This is a genomic window from Lysobacter sp. M15, assembly GCF_022662515.1.
Lineage (GTDB): Bacteria > Pseudomonadota > Gammaproteobacteria > Xanthomonadales > Xanthomonadaceae > JAKPBU01.
In genome coordinates, this window is sequence record NZ_JAKPBV010000001.1 from 160435 (window position 1) to 177896 (window position 17462).

Annotated in this window: 17 protein-coding genes; 6 read left to right on the plus strand and 11 right to left on the minus strand. The window is 66.0% G+C overall.

The annotated features are described in order from the left end of the window. The first annotated feature begins 154 nt into the window (after positions 1–154). The gene (locus tag MC380_RS00710) at positions 155–1111 is read left to right on the plus strand and encodes a hypothetical protein (RefSeq protein WP_242162449.1); all 957 of its coding nucleotides are present in this window, start codon (positions 155–157) and stop codon (positions 1109–1111) included. Between the two features lie 105 nt (positions 1112–1216). Next, on the plus strand, positions 1217–3106 hold the full coding sequence (locus MC380_RS00715) for a peptidoglycan-binding protein (RefSeq protein ID WP_242162451.1): 1890 nt from the start codon (positions 1217–1219) through the stop codon (positions 3104–3106). Between the two features lie 140 nt (positions 3107–3246). Here the strand turns inward: MC380_RS00715 and MC380_RS00720 are convergent, their stop codons facing one another. After that, positions 3247–4770: a M20 family metallopeptidase gene (locus MC380_RS00720; protein WP_242162453.1), complete on the minus strand. Its 1524-nt coding sequence runs from the start codon at positions 4768–4770 to the stop codon at positions 3247–3249. A 211-nt stretch (positions 4771–4981) separates the two neighbouring features. On the opposite strand from MC380_RS00720, the gene MC380_RS00725 reads away from it, so the two are divergent. Continuing rightward, positions 4982–5311, plus strand: coding sequence for a ComEA family DNA-binding protein (locus MC380_RS00725; protein ID WP_242162455.1), 330 nt, complete (start codon positions 4982–4984; stop codon positions 5309–5311). Between the two features lie 145 nt (positions 5312–5456). Then, the gene (locus MC380_RS00730; RefSeq protein ID WP_242162457.1) at positions 5457–6053 is read left to right on the plus strand and encodes a HutD family protein; all 597 of its coding nucleotides are present in this window, start codon (positions 5457–5459) and stop codon (positions 6051–6053) included. A gap of 278 nt (positions 6054–6331) precedes the next feature. Here MC380_RS00730 and MC380_RS00735 read toward each other — a convergent pair whose 3' ends face one another. The 10 genes from MC380_RS00735 to MC380_RS00780 all read right to left on the minus strand — a co-directional run bounded on the left by MC380_RS00735 (position 6332) and on the right by MC380_RS00780 (position 15438). Then, positions 6332–8497 (minus strand): TonB-dependent siderophore receptor, encoded by a 2166-nt coding sequence (locus tag MC380_RS00735; protein ID WP_242162459.1) that lies wholly within the window; start codon positions 8495–8497, stop codon positions 6332–6334. Between the two features lie 121 nt (positions 8498–8618). Continuing rightward, positions 8619–8942 carry a non-heme iron oxygenase ferredoxin subunit gene (locus MC380_RS00740; protein ID WP_242162460.1) on the minus strand — a complete coding sequence of 108 codons (324 nt, stop codon included), beginning with the start codon at positions 8940–8942 and terminating at the stop codon, positions 8619–8621. A gap of 20 nt (positions 8943–8962) precedes the next feature. Further along, entirely contained in the window at positions 8963–9490 is a 528-nt protein-coding gene (locus tag MC380_RS00745; RefSeq protein ID WP_242104573.1) for a GNAT family N-acetyltransferase, read from the minus strand. After that, complete coding sequence (locus MC380_RS00750; protein ID WP_242162462.1) at positions 9487–9741, minus strand: hypothetical protein; 255 nt, start codon at positions 9739–9741, stop codon at positions 9487–9489. The genes MC380_RS00745 and MC380_RS00750 overlap by 4 nt, the downstream gene beginning before the upstream one ends. Before the next feature lie 27 nt (positions 9742–9768). Beyond that, positions 9769–11046: a cysteine desulfurase gene (locus MC380_RS00755; RefSeq protein WP_242104571.1), complete on the minus strand. Its 1278-nt coding sequence runs from the start codon at positions 11044–11046 to the stop codon at positions 9769–9771. Next, positions 11043–12326: a Fe-S cluster assembly protein SufD gene (gene sufD, locus MC380_RS00760; RefSeq protein ID WP_242162464.1), complete on the minus strand. Its 1284-nt coding sequence runs from the start codon at positions 12324–12326 to the stop codon at positions 11043–11045. Before sufD ends, MC380_RS00755 begins: the two co-directional genes overlap by 4 nt. Beyond that, positions 12326–13090, minus strand: coding sequence for a Fe-S cluster assembly ATPase SufC (gene sufC, locus MC380_RS00765; protein WP_242104569.1), 765 nt, complete (start codon positions 13088–13090; stop codon positions 12326–12328). The genes sufD and sufC overlap by 1 nt, the downstream gene beginning before the upstream one ends. Further along, positions 13084–13518 carry an ACT domain-containing protein gene (locus MC380_RS00770; protein ID WP_242104568.1) on the minus strand — a complete coding sequence of 145 codons (435 nt, stop codon included), beginning with the start codon at positions 13516–13518 and terminating at the stop codon, positions 13084–13086. Before MC380_RS00770 ends, sufC begins: the two co-directional genes overlap by 7 nt. Before the next feature lies 1 nt (position 13519). Then, positions 13520–14962: a Fe-S cluster assembly protein SufB gene (gene sufB, locus MC380_RS00775; protein ID WP_242162466.1), complete on the minus strand. Its 1443-nt coding sequence runs from the start codon at positions 14960–14962 to the stop codon at positions 13520–13522. A gap of 11 nt (positions 14963–14973) precedes the next feature. After that, a complete protein-coding gene (locus MC380_RS00780) occupies positions 14974–15438 on the minus strand; it encodes an SUF system Fe-S cluster assembly regulator (protein WP_242104566.1) in 465 nt (154 codons plus the stop codon). A 310-nt stretch (positions 15439–15748) separates the two neighbouring features. Here MC380_RS00780 and MC380_RS00785 point away from each other — a divergent pair, with 310 nt between their 5' ends. Beyond that, complete coding sequence (locus MC380_RS00785; RefSeq protein ID WP_242104565.1) at positions 15749–16228, plus strand: SET domain-containing protein-lysine N-methyltransferase; 480 nt, start codon at positions 15749–15751, stop codon at positions 16226–16228. Between the two features lie 221 nt (positions 16229–16449). Then, positions 16450–17462: DUF5916 domain-containing protein (locus tag MC380_RS00790; protein WP_242162468.1), on the plus strand; the 1013-nt coding region annotated here is incomplete at its 3' end.

Consider the following 17462-nt stretch of genomic DNA (forward strand, 5'->3'; position numbering starts at 1 on the left):
GACCGGACGAGACTCAAGGAGGATTGTCGTTGCACCTACTCCCCGCCCAGAACCCGCCAGCGCAAGCCCGTGCAGCTGCTTGCGTCCCGGACTGTGCGTTGCGCGATGACGCGCGAGCCTCGCGGCCATCTCGTCTCCAACCAGGAAACCATCCATGAAACAGCTCGACAGCCTGCGATCCCTGGCGGGTGCGGCGGGGTGCCTGCTGCTGCTTGCACTGCTGTCCGCCTGCAGGCAGGGCAGCCCGGCACCGGCGACCCAGGACGCCGCGCAATCTGCAGAATCGCGAGCCACCCCTACGCCAGAGATCAACGAGAAGGAAGACAGCAAAGTGGCCGACCATGCATATGAAAAGCAGAGCGCGACCCCGCCTGCACCGGATGCCGTGCTCTATTTCATCTACAACAAGGACGGCGACGGCGCGACTTCGTACGAGATCGAGAACGGCAGCGTCGCCACGTACTGGTACGGGCACCAGTTCGACCTGCGCGGCAAGCATTACTTCGCCGGCTTCGCGTACAGCACGCCAGAAAAGTTCGGGGCGGCCGAAGACGAGCCAAATCCCGCTCCGGGCAGCAAGGTCACGCTGGCCAACGCCACGTTCGTGCTGAGCAAGCCGGGCACCGAGAAGCCGTGGTCGCTGGTCGGAGCCGAGCCCTACAGCGGCGAGTTCGGCGCCTATGAGAAGGGCGACGAAGTCGACCCCAAGCGCAATGCGGTGAGCTATGAAACCGGGGACGGACAGTTCGTGCTCGCGGTGCCGACGACGTCGCTGCAGTCGGGGAGCGAGTTGACTGGTTATGCGGTCCTGCGCTTCCAGCCAGGCGAACTCGAGGACATCGACGATCACCATTGGCGCTACCTGGGAACGATCTGGACCGGAGAGGACAATTCGGCGGCGTGCGACGAAGGCGAAGTCATGCCCTGCGCTGCGAGTTCCGGCACGCTTGCGTTCAAGCCAGGTGGCCAGGCGCTGCCCGATATCTTGGTGACGCCACAAGGAACGACGATTGCGTCCCCGGGCAAGACGCGCACGTTGGGCCCCGAGGACCGCTCCACCTATACCTATGACCCCAGGAAGAAGGAGTACGTAGCCAAGTCAGGCAGCTAGGCGCAAGCCACTCGTGCAGGAGGTTGACCGAGAACAGGAGACTCACGGAGGAGTCCGGTTGACGAATCGCGGTAACCCGCAACCCATCAACCCAAAGGAATGATCATGGCACGCGATTACAGCAGGGCGGAGGTCCTGGACATCATCGAACGCGAAGCGCAGGAACGGAACATCCCGCGCGATGATTTCATGCGCTTCGCCTACATCGAAACGGGCGGAACGTTCGACGAAAGCGTCAGCCGGGGGCCCAACGGCGCGAAAGGGCTGTTCCAGTTCGTGCCCGGGACCGCCGATCAGTACGGCATCCGCGGCAGGGAACTCGATCCGGTCGCCAATACCGACGCTGCGGCCCGGCTGTACCTGGACAACCAGCGGCAACTCGTGCGGCGACATACGCAGGACGGCCGGGTCTATCTCTCGGGTGCGCAGGAACCGGGCGGGCTCGATATGTACCTGGCGCACCAGCAGGGGGCCGCAGGATACCGGTCGATCCAGACCGCGATCGCCACCGGCGAGTTCAGTCGCGACGATACGCGCAGCAAGATCCTCAACAACGTCAGTGCGCGGGACATGCGCGCCGTGACCGGCGTGTCGATGGAAGAATTCCGGTCGATGTCCGACAAGCAGATGGCGGAAACCTTCGTCCGGTATTGGGACACCAAGTTCGATCGGGTGCGCATCCCCGAGAAGGGCATCGAACTGGTCGTCGACGGCCGTACGACGCAACGCCCGGACACGCAACAGCCCACGCCGCAAACGCGCGCCGATTCGCAGGCGCCGTCCGGCATCCATCTCACGGCCGCCCACGCGATGGCGGTCAAGTACGACGCCGTGGGCTACAGGATGGGCGCCAAGAACGTCGAAAGCGGCGTCGTCGACTGCTCCGGCTGGGTGGTAGCGCTGCAGAACCGGACCATGGAGGAGATCAACCGCCAGGCCGGCCGTACGCCTCCCGTGTTCGGGCGGGAAGATCTGTTCAAGCCCGGCTGGGACGGATCGGGCACCATCGTCCAGAAAGCGGCTGCGCGTTCCGGCGCACTGCTCGAAGGCAGGCAGGTCAATGCCGACACGCTCAAGGAAGGCATGGTGATCGGGCTGGATACGGGGCCGGCGCCGCACGACAAATGGAAGGGAATCGACCACGTCGCCATGGTCGTGCGCGACCCGCAGAGCGGCGCGCTCATGGTGACCGAATCGAAAGGCGGAAAGTCCGACCGCGGCGTGCGGATGATCCCGGTCGACGATTTCCTGTCCAGGTACAGCGGCGCCACGCTATACGCGTCCGACCCGCTGGCGAAGGCGCGCGATCTGCTCCAGGACCGGCAGCAGAGCGTCGGCGCGCAGGCGCTGGACGATGGCAAGCTCGGTCATGGCGAACGGGGGGCCGACGTGAAGGGCCTGCAACAGAGCCTGACCGCATTGGGCGTCCGGGCCAACGATGGCACGTTGCTCCAGGGAACGGGCTACTACGGCGACAAGACCCGGGAAGTCGTCGCCAACTTCCAGCGCGCCAACGGCCTGGAGCCGACCGGTACCGCCGACAAGGCCACCCTCGAGGCGATCGGCAAGAAGCTGCCCGACGGCAGGGTGACCGCCGATGCGCGCATCACCGACGTGCGTACCGATGCCAGCGAGCAGCGCGCCCAGGTTTCGATCACGGACGCGCGGCATCCGGGCAACGCGCTTTACGAAGCGATCGCCCGGCAGCTCCCGGCAGGGACCAGGCCGGAGGTCGTGGCGAACGTCACCCTGCAGGCGCAGGAAAACGGAATCACGGGCGTCGACAAGCTGCAGAGCGTGAAGCCGGATCCTGCCAGCAAGAGCGATGTCTGGGTCATCGGGCAGACCCCGGGCGATCGGGTCCGGGTCGACCTCAACGCCCCGACACCGGACTTGCAGGCGATGAGCGAGCACATCGGCCGGCAGGCGCAGGAACAGCAGGTTCAGGAGCGGCAGCGCCAGCAGGTCCAGGCGTCGCCCTCCATGATCACCTGAACGCGACTGTCATGGGCTGCAGAGGCCCGCTTCGGCGGGCCTCGTGTCAGATGCCAACGGCTGCTCCTGCGCGTTGCCGCCGTTCTGCGAGGTTCCGGCGCGGGGAATGTCCTGCCTGGCTTTGCGAATCGAAAACCGGTTCAACAGCAGCCGTGATCGCCCTGGCGGTCCCCGCTGTCGGCCGCGACCGTAGCACCGGTGGTCTCGCCACGCACGCTGGCGGAATGGTGTTCCGCGATGACCCGAGCGACCGAGGCGGTGACCTTCTTGCCCATCGGAATGTGCAGGAATTCGTTCGGGCCGTGCGCGTTGGAATGCGGGCCGAGCACGCCGGTGATCATGAATTGCGCGCCGGGAAACTTCTCGCCCAGCATGCCCATGAACGGAATCGTGCCGCCTTCGCCCATGTACATGGCGGGCTTGCCGAAGAATTCCTCGCTGGCGATGTCGATCGCCCGCTCCAGCCATGGCGCCATCGCCGGTGCGTTCCAGCCGGTCGAAGCCTTCTCCAGCGCCAGCGATACCTCCGCGCCATTGGGCGGGTCACGCAGCAGCGTTTCCTGCAGCAACTCGCCTCCGCGCTTGCCTTCCAGGGTCGGAGGCAGCCGCAGGCTGAGCTTCACCGACGTGAACGGACGCAGGACGTTGCCCGCCGACGATAGCGGCGGCATGCCGTCGGCGCCGGTGACCGACAAGGCCGGACGCCAGGTGCGATTGAGCACCAGTTCGGTCAGGTCGTCGGCCATCGGCGTCATGCCTGGCAGGAATGGAAACTTGTCGTAGACCTCGTCGCCGAGCACCTCGGCCACTTTCTTCGCCTGTGCCAGGCGGTCGGCGGGAATATCGACGTGCAGGCCGTCCACCAGGATGCGGCCGGTGTTCTCGTCCTCGATCCGCGAAAGCAGCTGGCGCAGCAAGCGAAAGCTCGACGGGACGATGCCGGACGCGTCGCCCGAATGCACGCCTTCCTCCAGCACCTTCACCGTGAAGTTGCCGCCGGCCATGCCACGCAGCGAGGTGGTGCACCACAGTTGTTCGTAATTGCCGCAGCCAGAGTCCAGGCAGACCACCAGCGAGGGCTTCCCGATGCGATCGGCCAGATGATCGACGTAGGCGGGCAGGTCGTAGCTGCCCGATTCTTCGCAGGCTTCGATCAGCACCACGCAGCGCGCGTGCGGCGCGCCTTGCTGCTGCAGCGCCTGGATCGCGGCCAGCGAACCGAAGATGGCGTAGCCGTCGTCCGCGCCACCGCGGCCGAACAGCTTGTCGCCCTTAATGACCGGCTTCCAGGGACCTAAGTCGTCGTCCCAGCCGGTCATCTCCGGCTGCTTGTCGAGGTGGCCGTACAGCAGCACGCAGTCGTCGCCGAGCGTGCTTGTCGCCGATGCCGAGGCATCGGCGGCGGGCCCACTGGCGGGGATGTCGATGAAGATCAGCGGCGTGCGGTTTTCAAGCCGCACCACTTCCAGCTGCATGCCGGGGATCGGCTGCGCGCGCGCCCAGGATTCCATCAGCTTGACCGCGTCGTCCATGTAGCCGTGCTTGACCCAATCGGCATCGAACATCGGAGACTTGTTGGGGATACGGATGTACTCGACGAGCTGCGGGACGATGTCGTCGTCCCATTTCTCGGCCACGTAGCGGTCGATCTTGCTGGCGTCCAAGGGGCGTTCCTGCATGACGTTGGTTGCCGATTCTAGCGCCGGCCCCGTTTGCTCGGAGTTTTCCTAGGCCGCCCCGCGGACTTTTCCTGCCAAATCCGCCATGTGAACCGATGCCCCGGACCTGGTGCGCGCAGCACACTGCGCATGCCGGCCCACAACGTGGCAGCCGGCCAACCCAGGACATGAATCCACCAACGACAAGGACACCGTCATGAAATCGATCAAGCTGATGACCCATTCGCTGCTGCTTGCACTGGCCCTGGCCGGCAGCGCCTTCGCGGCCGAGAAGGTCAACATCAACACCGCCGACGCGGCCACCATCGATCGGGTGCTGCTGAACGTCGGCCCGGCCAAGGCCGAAGCCATCGTCGCCTACCGCAAGCAGAACGGCGCGTTCAAGAGCCCCGAGCAACTCGCGCAGGTCAAGGGCATCGGCCTGAAGACGGTCGAGAAGAACCGCGACCGCATCGCCGTCGGTGGCGCACCGGCCACCCGTACCCCGGCCACCCGCGCGCCGGTCAAGAAGGTCGCTGGCCGCTGACCGACTTCGGCCGGACGCACGGAGGCGGCCCGGCCGTTGCGAAGCAGGATGCTTCACAGGAGAGGGGCCGGAGGGCCCGACAGGGAAGTACGCTGTCCGGCCGGCAGGGAAGCGCGGCCGGGCGGCACCCCGCTACACTTTCGATATGCAGACGCAGCACGCCGACATCCGCGTGATCGCCGCCAACGAGTACCAGCGCGTGCGCTGGAAGAACGGATTGGGCTGGACCCGGGAGATCGTGCGATTTCCCGACAACGACGCGTGGATATGGCGGTTGTCGATCGCCGAGATCGAACGGGATGCGGCGTTCTCCCGATTCCCTGGCGTGGATCGCGAGCTGGTGCTGCTCAGCGGCAACGGGCTGTGTCTGCGGTTCGAATCAGGGGAGGTTCGCGAACTGCTGCCCCCGCATGCCAGCATCCGCTTCGAAGGCCAAGCCGGGGTGACGGGTGAGCTGATCGACGGGCCGACGACGGACTTCAATCTGATGTGGCGCCGCGACGCGGTCGACGCCCAGCTCTGGCATCGGCCGATGGTCGGCGCGATGGTGGTGTTCATCGATCCTGGCGAAACCTGGGCGGTGCATATGCTGTCAGGACACGCCGGATTCGATGGACGTGATGACGGGGTCCACCTGCAGGCCGGCGACACCGCGCTGCTGCAGGCTCGCGACATACGCCGGCGCTGTGTGCTGGAGGGGGCAGGCGAGGCGCTGCTGATCCGGTTGCGGTCGAGGACGTAGCGCCGATCGTGCGATGACCTGACGTAGTGCGGGCCGTCGCCGTCGGGGAAAACGCCAGGTCGATGCGCGCGATCCCGCCCTGCGCCCGTGCAACCGGCGCGCGGTCGGTAAAGCACACAAGCGCCGGCGCATTCCGGCGGTGATGCCGGGAAAGGGGGGCCGAAGCAGGCCAGGTGGAAGCGGCGATGTTGCAGACATGGGCGACTCACCCATGACGAACAAGGCCGCCGATCGCACGGACCCCCGTTGCGGATCGGCGGCCAACGATCGGATGGCGCTCAGAACCTGAAGCGTGCGCTCAGGTAGGCTGCGCGCGGCGATCCTGGCGTGATGTTGTTGTCGTTGTGCGCCGAGACGAAATACTCCTTGTCGAACACGTTCTCCAGATTGAGCTGCAGGCCGATGGTCGGACTGATGTCGAAGAACACCGCCGCGTCGTAGCGGGTGTAACCCTTGACCACGACCTCATTGCTGGTGGACGCGAAGATGTCGCCACGATAGAACGCGCCCAGGCCGATCCCCCAACGCTGATTGAAGTCGTAGCGGTTCCAGAGCGAAGCGGTTTGTTTGGGCAGCTGCGCGGGCTCCAGGTCGCTGTCGGGGATGTCGCCTTCCTGCCAGGCGTAGCCGCCCATCACGCTCCAGGCTTCGGTGATGTTGCCGGCCAGGCCGATTTCCAGCCCCCTGATGCGCTGGCCGTCGATCAGGATCGAGCGGGTCGCGTCGTCGGGATCCGGTGCGATGACGTTCTTGCGTTGCAGGCGGTAGGCCGCAGCGGTCAGCGAAAGGCCGGGAACGACTTCCCATTTCGCGCCAATCTCGTAGTTGCGGAACTCCTCGGGGTCGAAGGCGCGGTTGCTCTCGCTGAGCGATGTCATCTGCTCCCCAGAGCGGGGCAGGTGGGTCATGCTGTAGCTCGCATACAGCGATACGGGCTCGACCGGCTTGTAAACCAGGCCGACGCGCGGCGAGAACAGGTTGTCCGTGGCCGCCAGCGTCTCGCCGCTGCGGTTGTTGCGGAAATCGATGTCGAAGCGGTCGTAGCGCACGCCGATCACGGCCTGCCAATGCGGCGTGAGTTCGATCTGGTCCTGCAGATAGACGGCAGCGACCTTGGCAACAGTATGGTTGTCGGCGTCGGTGTCGCTCTGTCGAAACTCGAGCGGGCCGGTGTAGCGTGGATTGGCGAAGGGCACCAGCACCGACGTGACCGTCGATCCCGTGGCGCCGAAATACCCGGTCTGGCGCAGATTGTCGGTCTCCTGCCGGCCCAGCTCGGCGCCGAACAGCAGCGTATGCTTGACGCCGCCGTCGACCTTCCAGACGAAGTCGGTCTGGTTGAAAACGTTCTCGCGCACGGTGGCGTTGTTGTACGCGCGGATATCTGCCAGAGGCGCGCCGCTGGCGTCGAAGGAAATCGGCCCACCGGCATACACGTTCTGGTAGAACTTGTCGTAATCGGCGATGCGGGTGCTGTTGCGCAGGCTGAGGCCGTTGCCGAAGTCGTGGTCGACCAGCGCGCTGAAGGCATCGACGTCGGCGGTGACCGGGCTGCGATCCGGGTCGCCGAAGAAGGTGGACGGATCGGTTTCGACCGGCAAGCGGCGGCCGTTGAACATCGTCGGCGAAGACGGTACGCCGCGGTCGGCCACGCGCTCGTCCTCGAAATGCTCGTAGCCCAGCTTGATCGTCGTGTTTTCGCCGGGGGCGAAGGCGAACGTTGGATTGATACCCCAGCGCTGCGCCTGGTAACCGTCGCGGTAGCTCTCCGAGTCCTCGAACATGCCGGTTACACGGAATGCGGCCCCGTCGCTCATCGCCTGACCGAAGTCGCCGGCGATGCGGCGCTTGTTCCAGGAGCCGAACTGCAGGTCGAGTCCGCGCACGGTTTCCCAGTCGGCCTGCTTGCTTACCCGGTTGAGCACGCCGCCGCTGCCGCCGCGCCCAAAGATCATTGCGTTTGGGCCTTTCAGCGCCTCGACGCGTTCGATGTTGTAGAGATCGCGGAAATACTGGGTGTCGTCGCGGATGCCATCGACGAACATGTCGGCGGTGGACGCGTTGCCGCGCAGCACGGGAGTGTCGCGATTGCCTTCACCCTGCGCCATCGTCGCGCCAGGAACGTAGCGGACCACGTCGGCCAGGTTCTGCATCGCCTGGTCCCTGATCAGGTCCTGGGTCACGACCGTCACTGCCTGCGGAACGTCCTGCAGGTCGGTATCGGTCTTCGTGGCGGACCGGCTGCGCTTCTGCACGTAACCGTAGTCGACCTTGCCGATGACCTCGACACCGTCCAGATCGGTCGGTTCGCGCTGCGGGTCGGCGCTATCGGCGGCCGGCGTCGCGGCGGATGCGGCGGGACCGGTTTGCGCGAAGACGGGGGCGGCGAGCAGGGAGGCGAGGGCGGCCGCGAGCGGGGCGGCCGATAGGGCGGATGGACGCATAGATGGTTCCGGTCGATTCGATAGGGCAGCAGGGCTGCAGCACCGGAAATACTAATGAGAACTATTCGCAGTTACAACATGAATACGCCAATTTTCCTTGCTTTCTGCGGGCCAGGCTGTATTAACCCCGGTCGTCGCGCGTCCAGACGACGCCGTCTTCGACCCGCACCGGAAACTTCGCTACCGGCGCATAGGCAGGCGCATTGAGGGCGCGGCCGTCCCGCACGTCGAACTTCGACCCGTGCAATACGCATTCGATGGTCGCTTCCTCCGCATCGAACGGGCCAGAGGACAGTTCGAAGTCCTCGTGGCTGCAGCGGTCTTCCAGCGCGTAGTAGTCGCCGTCGTAGTTGAACACCAGGATCGGCGTGTCCCCATCCCAGGCGACTTTGGTTTCGCCCGGAAACAGTTCGGAGGTGGCGCAGACGCGGATCCAGTCGGGCATGGCGGATGGGGCGGACAGTCCTAGAGCGGTTTTTCGAGGATTTCGAAACGCAGGTCGTCGCGTCTGGGGATGCCGAAACGCGGATCGCCATAGGGAAACGGCTTGGTGATTCCGGTGCGGTGGTAGCCGCGCCGCTCGTAGAAGGCGATCAGTTCCTCGCGCAGGTCGATCACGGTCATGCGCATGACCGGCAATCCCCACTCGTCCCGCACCACGCGTTCGGCCTCGGCCATGAGCTGCTTGCCGAGCCCGCCGCCCTGCAGCTCGGGCTGCACCGAGAACATGCCTAGGTAGCCGGCGCCGCCTTCGTCGGCCACGTGGACGCAGGCCAGCATCCGTCCGTCGCGTTCGGCCACGATCACCCGGCTGCGCGGGCGCTCGATGTCGCGCAGCAACACGTCCGGATCGATGCGTTCGCCGTCGAGGATATTGGCTTCGGTGGTCCAGCCCTGACGGCTGGTTTCGCCGCGGTAGGCGGAAGTCACCAGCGCGACAAGTATGGGGACGTCGCCGGCGGTGGCGGCACGAAAGGAAAGCGGAGCGGTCATCGGATCAGAGCGGACATATAAGGCCAGAGCATCAGTGCCAGCAGCAGGACCACCAGCGGAATCGCGACCACGAGGATGAACCGCAGCGCCTTGCCGGCGCGCTGCTGCAACGCCTCGGCGCGGGCGTTGATGCGTTCGGCGCGTTCCAGATGTCGCTGGTACAGATCGATGTGCTCCTGCTGCAGGCGCAACGCCTCGCGCTGGTTGTCGCGGATCTCGCGCAGCAGATCCAGTTCGGTTGCATCGGTCATGGCGGCCGTTCCCCGGTGCGGTCCGTGTCAGCCTAGCAGCTTGCGCACCTTGTGCAGGGCGGCGATGAAGCGCTCGACTTCCTCATGCGTATTGTAGAAGGCCAGCGAAGCCCGGCAGGTGGCCGCCACGCCGAAGAACTGCATGAGCGGGTGCGCGCAGTGGTGTCCCGAGCGGACCGCCACGCCCTCCAGATCGAGCAGGGTGGCCAGGTCGTGCGCGTGCGTGCCCTCGAGCAGGAAGCTGACCACCGCCGCCTTGGCCGGCGCGGTGCCGATGATGCGCAGGCCCTCCACCGCACGCAGCTCCTCCTGGAAGTGGGCGAGCAGCTCGGCCTCGCGCGCGGCGACGTTGGCCATCCCGAGCGACGACAGATAGTCGACCGCCGCCCCCAGGCCAATGTGCCCGGCGATGTTCGGCGTTCCGGCCTCGAACTTGTGCGGTGCATCGTTGAACACGGTGCCATCGAAGCGCACCTCCTTGATCATCTCGCCGCCGCCCAAGAACGGAGGCATCGCGTCGAGGTGCTCGCGCCGCGCCCACAGCACGCCCGTCCCGGTCGGACCGCACATCTTGTGCCCGGTGAAGGCGTAGAAGTCGCTGCCGATCGCGGCGATATCCACGGGCATATGCGGCAGCGCCTGCGAACCGTCGACCACCGTGACGATGCCGCGGCGCCTGGCTTCGCGGCAGATCTCGCGCACCGGGTTGACGGTGCCGAGCACGTTGGAGACATGCGCCAGGCCGAGCAGCTTCACATCGGGGGTCAGCGCGGCGTACAGCGCATCCAGGTCGAGCGCGCCTTCCGGCGTGATCTCCGCGACCTTGATCGTGACGCCGGTGCGCGCGGCGACCAGTTGCCATGGAACGATGTTGGCATGGTGCTCCATCCGCGTGAGCAAGATGGTGTCGCCGGGCCCGAGCCGCGGCAACGCCCACGAATACGCCACCAGGTTGATGGCGAACGTTGTGCCGCTGCACAGGATCAGGTCGTCGGCGCGCACGTTGGTGAAGCTCGCGAGCTTCGCGCGTGCAGCCTCGTAGGCTTCGGTGGCTTCGCTGCCAAGCGTATGCACGGCGCGGCTGACATTGGCGTTATGGCGCCGGTAAAACATGTCGACCGTCTCGATCACGCTGGCCGGCTTCTGTCCCGTGTTGGCGCTGTCGAAATACAGCAGCGGCTTGCCGTTGACCTCGCGTTGGAGCAGCGGGAAGTCGGCGCGCACGCGCGCCCAATCGATCGTTGCCGCTGGACTTCCTGTCTGCGCCTGGGGTCGGGCTTGCGGCTGACCGGCAAACGAAGTCATGCCGCCTGCCCCAGCCGTGAGAGGGCTTGATCGAGCGTCCCCTCCAGCAATGCGCGAAGCCCGGCGTCCGCTGCGCCTGCTACGGTTTCCCGGCAGAAAGCTGCCGTCAGCAGCTGGCGTGCCTCGCGCTCGGGCAGGCCGCGCGAGCGCAGATAGAACAGCGTGCCCGGGTCCAGTTGACCCACGGTGGCCCCATGCGCCGCCTTGACTTCGTCGGCATGGATCTCGAGCAACGGCTGGCTGTCGATCTCGGCGCCTTCGGACAACAGCAGGTTCTTGTTCGAGAGGTTGGCATCGCTGCCATCGGCCCCGGCGCGGATCGTGATGCCCCCGTGGAACGCGGCGCGTGAGCGATCGGCCGCAAGTCCGCGCCAAAGCAGATCGCAGGACGTGTCCCGGGCGATGTGTTCGATGTCCAGCCTGGTATCCAGATGCCGGCGCGCGTCGCCGAGCAGGACGCCATTGGCGGAAAGGCGTGCGCCTTCGCCTTCCAGGCGCACGTTCAGCTCATGGCGCGACAGCCCGGCCCCCAGTTCGAGGTCGAAGCGCCGGTAGTGCGCGCCGCGTGCCAGAGCTGCGTCGGTCCGAGTGAACAGGGTCGCTGCGGCGGCCTCGTCCTGGATACGTGCATGCACCAGCGTTGCCCCGGCGGCGAGGTGCACGTGGGTCAGCGCGTTGCCGAGGTTGGCATGCGCGGCCTGTGCGCGATGGTGTTCGACCAGCGTGACCGACGCACCGCGGCGCAGCTCGATCAGATGTCGTGCATGCCAGGCAATATCGGCCTCCGCCGGGGCGCCGATGAAGACCAGGTGGAGCGGCCGGTCCATCCGCACGTTCTCCCCGATCCGCAGCACCGCACCTTCGCGCGCGAGCGCCGCATTGAGGCGGGCAAAAATCTCGTCCGCGCGTTCGAACCGGCGCTCGAGGAAATTCACCTCGCGCGGCGTGCCCTGCGACAGCAGCGCCGACAGGGGATTCAGCTCGACGCCATCCGGCAAATGGCCGATATCGGAGTAAGCGAGGTCGAGAACGCCGTTGACGAACACCAGGCGTGGCGACGGGATATCCGTCAGCAGTGCGGCCCCGATCACAGAAGCCGGTTCCTGCACGGCGATTTTCTGCACCGCGAACGAACGCCGCTCCAGCGGCCGCAACGAGGTGTACTTCCAGGCTTCGCTGCGTGGCCCCGGCAGGCCGTCGCGCAGGGCGGCGTCCAGCGCGGCGCGGCGCGCACCATCGCCCTCGAAACCCGCAGCGATCGATTCGAGCAGGGCGCTCATCAGGCAGCGGCCTGCGGGGCGATGCGGTCCTTCACCCAGGCGTAGCCGTGCGCTTCGAGCTCCAGCGCCAGCTCCGGCCCGCCGGTCTCGACGATGCGGCCGTCGGCCAGCACATGCACCACGTCCGGGCGGATGTAATCGAGCAGGCGCTGGTAGTGGGTGATGACCAGGAAGGCGCGGTCCGGCGCGCGCAGCGCGTTGACGCCTTCGGCCACGTTCTTCAGCGCATCGATGTCCAGGCCCGAGTCGGTTTCGTCCAGGATCGCCAGCTTCGGTTCCAGCACCGCCATCTGGAAGATCTCGTTGCGCTTCTTCTCGCCGCCCGAGAACCCCTCGTTGACGCCGCGCTGCAGCAGCTTGTCGTCCAGGTGCAGCACGGCCAGCTTCTCCCGCACCCGCTTGAGGAACTGCATCGAGTCCAGTTCGGCTTCGCCGCGCGCCTTGCGCTGGGCATTGAGCGCACTGCGCAGGAAGTAGGTGTTGTTGACGCCCGGGATTTCGACCGGGTACTGGAAGGCCAGGAACACGCCGTCGGCGGCGCGCTCCTCGGGCTCCCGCGACAGCAGGTCGCTGCCCTCGAAGGTCACCGAACCGGCGGTGATGTCGTAGCCCTCGCGCCCGGCGAGCACGTTGCCTAGCGTGGACTTGCCGGCACCATTCGGGCCCATGATCGCGTGCACCTCGCCGGCCTTCACTTCCAGGGTGAGGCCCTTGAGGATCTCGCGGTCGCCGATGCGGACGTGGAGGTTATCGATCTTCAGCATGTCGTTTGCTTTGCTTGGAGCCGCGCGAGGGCAGCGAGGGCGTCGTGGCGCCGCGGCCACGGCACGAACAGGTGATCGTGGTGGAAGGCGGATACCGGGTTGCAGGCGATGCCTTCCCGGGCGAGTGCGGCGGAAACCGCGGCGATCAGGCCGACCGCCGACAGGCTCGAGTGCACGCGCAGGGTGATCTGCGCCCATTGCGGGTCGTCGCTATCGGGATTTTCGTCGCCAGGGGCGTCCGCCAGCAGGCAGGTCAGGCCTTCGTCTTCCCGGAACAGCATCACCGGCGCAGGCTGCGACGGTGGGATGTCGCCGTTGGGTACGTGCACGAAGCGCAGCGCCTGCGCATGCAGTTGAGGGTCCAGTCCGGACAGAAGCCGGTCCAGGTCGGTTTCGCCCAGGGCGATCGAGGATGGGATGGCGGCCATCTCAACCCACCGAACCTTCCAGGCTCACTTCCAGCAGCTTCTTCGCCTCCACCGCGAATTCCATCGGCAGCTCGCGGAACACCTGCTTGCAGAAGCCGTCGACGATCAGGCTGACCGCATCCTCTTCGCTGATGCCGCGCGAACGGCAGTAGAACAGCTGGTCGTCGGAAATCTTGGACGTCGTCGCTTCGTGTTCCACCGTCGCGGTCGGATGCTTGACCTCGATGTAGGGGAAGGTATGCGCGCCGCACTGCTTGCCGATCAGCAGGGAATCGCACTGGGTGTGGTTGCGCGCGCCCTCGGCGCTGCGCTCCACCTTGACCAGGCCGCGGTAAGAATTCTGGCCACGGCCGGCGCTGATGCCCTTGCTGACGATCTTGCTCTTGGTGCGCTTGCCGACATGGATCATCTTGGTGCCGGTGTCGGCCTGCTGGCGGTGATGGGTGAGGGCGACCGAATGGAACTCGCCGGTGGAATCGTCGCCCAGCAGCACGCAACTCGGATATTTCCAGGTGATCGCCGAGCCGGTTTCCACCTGGGTCCAGGAAATCTTGCTGCGCGCGCCGCGGCATTCGCCGCGCTTGGTGACGAAGTTGTAGATCCCGCCGCGGCCTTCCTCGTCGCCCGGGTACCAGTTCTGCACGGTCGAATACTTGATTTCGGCATCGTCTAGCGCCACCAACTCGACGACCGCCGCGTGCAGCTGGTTCTCGTCGCGCATCGGCGCGGTGCAGCCTTCCAGGTAGCTGACGTGGCTGCCTTCCTCGGCCACGATCAGGGTGCGCTCGAACTGGCCGGTGTTGATCGCATTGATCCGGAAGTAGGTGCTCAGTTCCATCGGGCAGCGCACGCCCCGCGGGATGAACACGAACGAGCCGTCGGAGAACACCGCGGAATTCAGCGCGGCGAAGTAATTGTCGCCGGTGGGCACCACGCTGCCCAGATATTTGCGCACCAGGTCGGGGTATTCCCTGATCGCCTCGGACATCGAGCAGAAGACGATGCCCTTCTCGGCCAGTTCCTTGCGGAACGTGGTGCCGACGCTGACCGAGTCGAACACCGCATCCACCGCCACGCCGGCCAGCTTTGCGCGTTCGTGCAGCGGCACGCCGAGCTTGTCGTAGGTGTCGAGCAGTTCCTGCGGCACCTCGTCGAGCGAGGCGTACTTCGGGCCCTTGGGCGCGCTGTAGTAGCTGATCGCCTGGAAGTCGATCGGCGCGATCTTCAGCTTGGCCCAGTGCGGCACCGGCATGGTGAGCCAGTGGCGATAGGCCTGCAGTCGCCACTGCGTCATCCACTCCGGCTCATCCTTCTTGGCCGAAAGCGCGCGGATGACATCCTCGCTCAGGCCGGGCGGCAGCGATTCGGATTCGATGTCGGTCGTAAAGCCGGCTGTGTAGCGGCGTCCGAGCTGTTCGATGATCTGGGCGTTTTCGACGGCCATGCTCGCGTCCCTCATGCCGACGCCAGGGTGGCGGGAATGCCCTTGCCCGGGCGCGACGCGGCCCGCGCCGGGTGCACGTCGTTCAGCATCTGGGCCAGGCTCACGCCGCGCAGGGCATCGGCGACCACGTCGTTGATCCGTCGCCAGTTCGCACGCACGCCGCAGGAGCTTTCGATGCCGCAGGCGCCGGCATGCACGCTGCATTCGGTCATGCCCAGCGGCCCTTCCATCGCTTCCACGATCTCGACCAGGTTGATCGAAGCCGGGTCGCGTGCGAGCCGGTAACCGCCACTGGCGCCGCGGAAACCATCCACCAGCCCGGCCTGGGCCAGCGGCTTGAGCACCTTGGCCACGGTCGGGATCTCCAGCCCGGCGCGCTCGGCCAACCCGGCCGCGCTCAGCACGGCATCGGGCTCGGCGGCGAGCACGGTGAGGACGACGGTGGCGTAATCGGTGAGTTTAGTGACGCGAAGCATGGTCTTGGCTCGAAGCCGCTGGGGGCGGAATCTGGCTGGATATCAATTCGTACCGAAATTGTACGCTTTAATGAAAGCGCGCTCAAGCCGGGCCGTCCGAACCGGTGGGAGCGGCCTTGGTCGCGACTGCTTTGCCGATCCTCGTTCACTGGCGAAAGGCAAAAAAAGATCGCGGCCAGGGCCGCTCTCACTGCGGTGCTGCCGGGTCCGATGCGTCGAAAACTCGCGGCCGAAGCCGTTCGGGCGGCGATGATTCGCATCCGCGCGCGTAGTCCGCGACAATGCGCTTCCCTTCCTCCTCCGCTCCGGCATGCCCAAGACCAGCAAGCACAAGATCGAAGCCCGTCTGTCACCGATCCACGGCAATGGCGTTTTCGCCATCGAACCCATCAAGAAGGGCGAGCGCATCGTCCGCTACAAGGGCAAACTCCGCACCCACGCCGAAGTGGACGAGGAATACGGCGACGACGACGAGAACGGCCACACCTTTCTGTTCACCCTCAACGACGACTACGTGATCGACGCCAACGTCGACGGCAACATTGCGCGCTGGATCAACCACAGCTGCAAGCCGAACTGCGAATCGGAGATCGAAGAGGACAGCAAGGGCCGCGCGCACAAGGACAAGGTCTATATCCAGGCCATGCGCAACATCAAGGCTGGCGAAGAGCTGACCTACAACTACGGCATCGTCCTGGACGAGCCGCATACGGCCAAGGTCAAGAAGCTCTGGGCCTGCAAGTGCGGTGCGAAAAACTGCACCGGAACGATGTTGCAGCCGAAGAAGTAGGGCTTGCCGCCCCGCCTGGCGAGAGCTTTGGCAGGGGCCGCCGGCCTGGGCTGGACGGCGGCCACGCAACACGTGGCCAGACGGGTCATCCATCAGGCCCGGATGCCCGGCTTCCCGATTTGGTTTACATGACTTGTGCCAGTCGGTGCGGGCCGATGGACCGTTTAACGTGCGTGCCGTAGCGGCGCCCCGCACGGTGCGCATCCAGGAATTCGATACGTATGCGCCCGATCCAGAACCGCTCCCGTTGCCGCCTGCTTGGCTTCGTCCTGTTGGCGGTGCTGACCGTGCCCGCACTCGCGGTCGAGATCGATGGCCGCATCGACCCGGCCGAGTGGCAGGGTGCGCAGCGCGTGACCGACTTCAAGGTGGTGCAGCCGCTGACCGGCGCAGCGCCAGCGCATCCGGTGGAAGGCTGGATCCTGGCGACACCCGAGGGCCTGGCCGTCGCCTGGCGGGTGAGCATGCCTCCGGATGTGCCGCGCAGCCGCCAGCCGGTGCAGCGCGACTTCGAAGCCCAGGTCGACCGGGTCAACTTCAACATCGATTTCGACGGCGACGGACGGACCGCCTACAACTTCTGCATTTCGTCCACGAATGGCATCGGCGACGGCGTGTTCAGCAACGAAAACGCCTTCAACGACGACTGGGACGGCAACTGGAAGCATGCGGTCAGCGAGGACGATCAGGGCTGGACCGCGGAAGCGCTGATCCCCTGGTACATCGCGCCGATGCGCCAGGGCACCGATGGCAGGCGCCGGGTCAAGGTGAACATGGACCGGGTGATCGGCGCGACCGGTGAGCGTGCGGCGTGGCCGGCGGTCACCTTCGAGCGCTCGCGATTCGTGTCCGACTTCATTCCGATCGAGGTCGCCGAATACAGCCAGTCGTTGTTGGCGGTCACGCCGTACGTCTCGGGGCTGTACGACAACGTCGATGGGCGCAGCGATTTCGACGGCGGCGCGGATCTGTTCTGGAAGCCCAACGGCCAGTTCCAGCTCTCGGCCACGCTCAACCCGGATTTCGGCCAGGTCGAGAGCGACGATCTGGTGGTGAATTTCAGCGCCACCGAAACCTTCATCAGCGACAAGCGCCCGTTCTTCACCGAGAACCAGGGCATCTTCGAATACACCACGCCTTCGGACTTCAGCCAGCTGCTGTACACCCGCCGCGGGGGGGGGGGCGGCGCCGGCGGGCCCGGGGCCCGGCGCCGCCCCCCGGGGGGGAGGCGGCG

What these genes read in the sequence shown, in the direction of transcription:
- MC380_RS00710 (WP_242162449.1), top strand. Translation starts at nt 155, where the DNA reads ATGAAACAGCTCGACAGCCTGCGATCCCTGGCGGGTGCGGCGGGGTGC.
- MC380_RS00715 (WP_242162451.1), top strand. Translation starts at nt 1,217, where the DNA reads ATGGCACGCGATTACAGCAGGGCGGAGGTCCTGGACATCATCGAACGC.
- MC380_RS00725 (WP_242162455.1), top strand. Translation starts at nt 4,982, where the DNA reads ATGAAATCGATCAAGCTGATGACCCATTCGCTGCTGCTTGCACTGGCC.
- MC380_RS00730 (WP_242162457.1), top strand. Translation starts at nt 5,457, where the DNA reads ATGCAGACGCAGCACGCCGACATCCGCGTGATCGCCGCCAACGAGTAC.
- MC380_RS00735 (WP_242162459.1), bottom strand. Translation starts at nt 8,497, where the DNA reads ATGCGTCCATCCGCCCTATCGGCCGCCCCGCTCGCGGCCGCCCTCGCC.
- MC380_RS00740 (WP_242162460.1), bottom strand. Translation starts at nt 8,942, where the DNA reads ATGCCCGACTGGATCCGCGTCTGCGCCACCTCCGAACTGTTTCCGGGC.
- MC380_RS00745 (WP_242104573.1), bottom strand. Translation starts at nt 9,490, where the DNA reads ATGACCGCTCCGCTTTCCTTTCGTGCCGCCACCGCCGGCGACGTCCCC.
- MC380_RS00750 (WP_242162462.1), bottom strand. Translation starts at nt 9,741, where the DNA reads ATGACCGATGCAACCGAACTGGATCTGCTGCGCGAGATCCGCGACAAC.
- MC380_RS00755 (WP_242104571.1), bottom strand. Translation starts at nt 11,046, where the DNA reads ATGACTTCGTTTGCCGGTCAGCCGCAAGCCCGACCCCAGGCGCAGACA.
- sufD (WP_242162464.1), bottom strand. Translation starts at nt 12,326, where the DNA reads ATGAGCGCCCTGCTCGAATCGATCGCTGCGGGTTTCGAGGGCGATGGT.
- sufC (WP_242104569.1), bottom strand. Translation starts at nt 13,090, where the DNA reads ATGCTGAAGATCGATAACCTCCACGTCCGCATCGGCGACCGCGAGATC.
- MC380_RS00770 (WP_242104568.1), bottom strand. Translation starts at nt 13,518, where the DNA reads ATGGCCGCCATCCCATCCTCGATCGCCCTGGGCGAAACCGACCTGGAC.
- sufB (WP_242162466.1), bottom strand. Translation starts at nt 14,962, where the DNA reads ATGGCCGTCGAAAACGCCCAGATCATCGAACAGCTCGGACGCCGCTAC.
- MC380_RS00780 (WP_242104566.1), bottom strand. Translation starts at nt 15,438, where the DNA reads ATGCTTCGCGTCACTAAACTCACCGATTACGCCACCGTCGTCCTCACC.
- MC380_RS00785 (WP_242104565.1), top strand. Translation starts at nt 15,749, where the DNA reads ATGCCCAAGACCAGCAAGCACAAGATCGAAGCCCGTCTGTCACCGATC.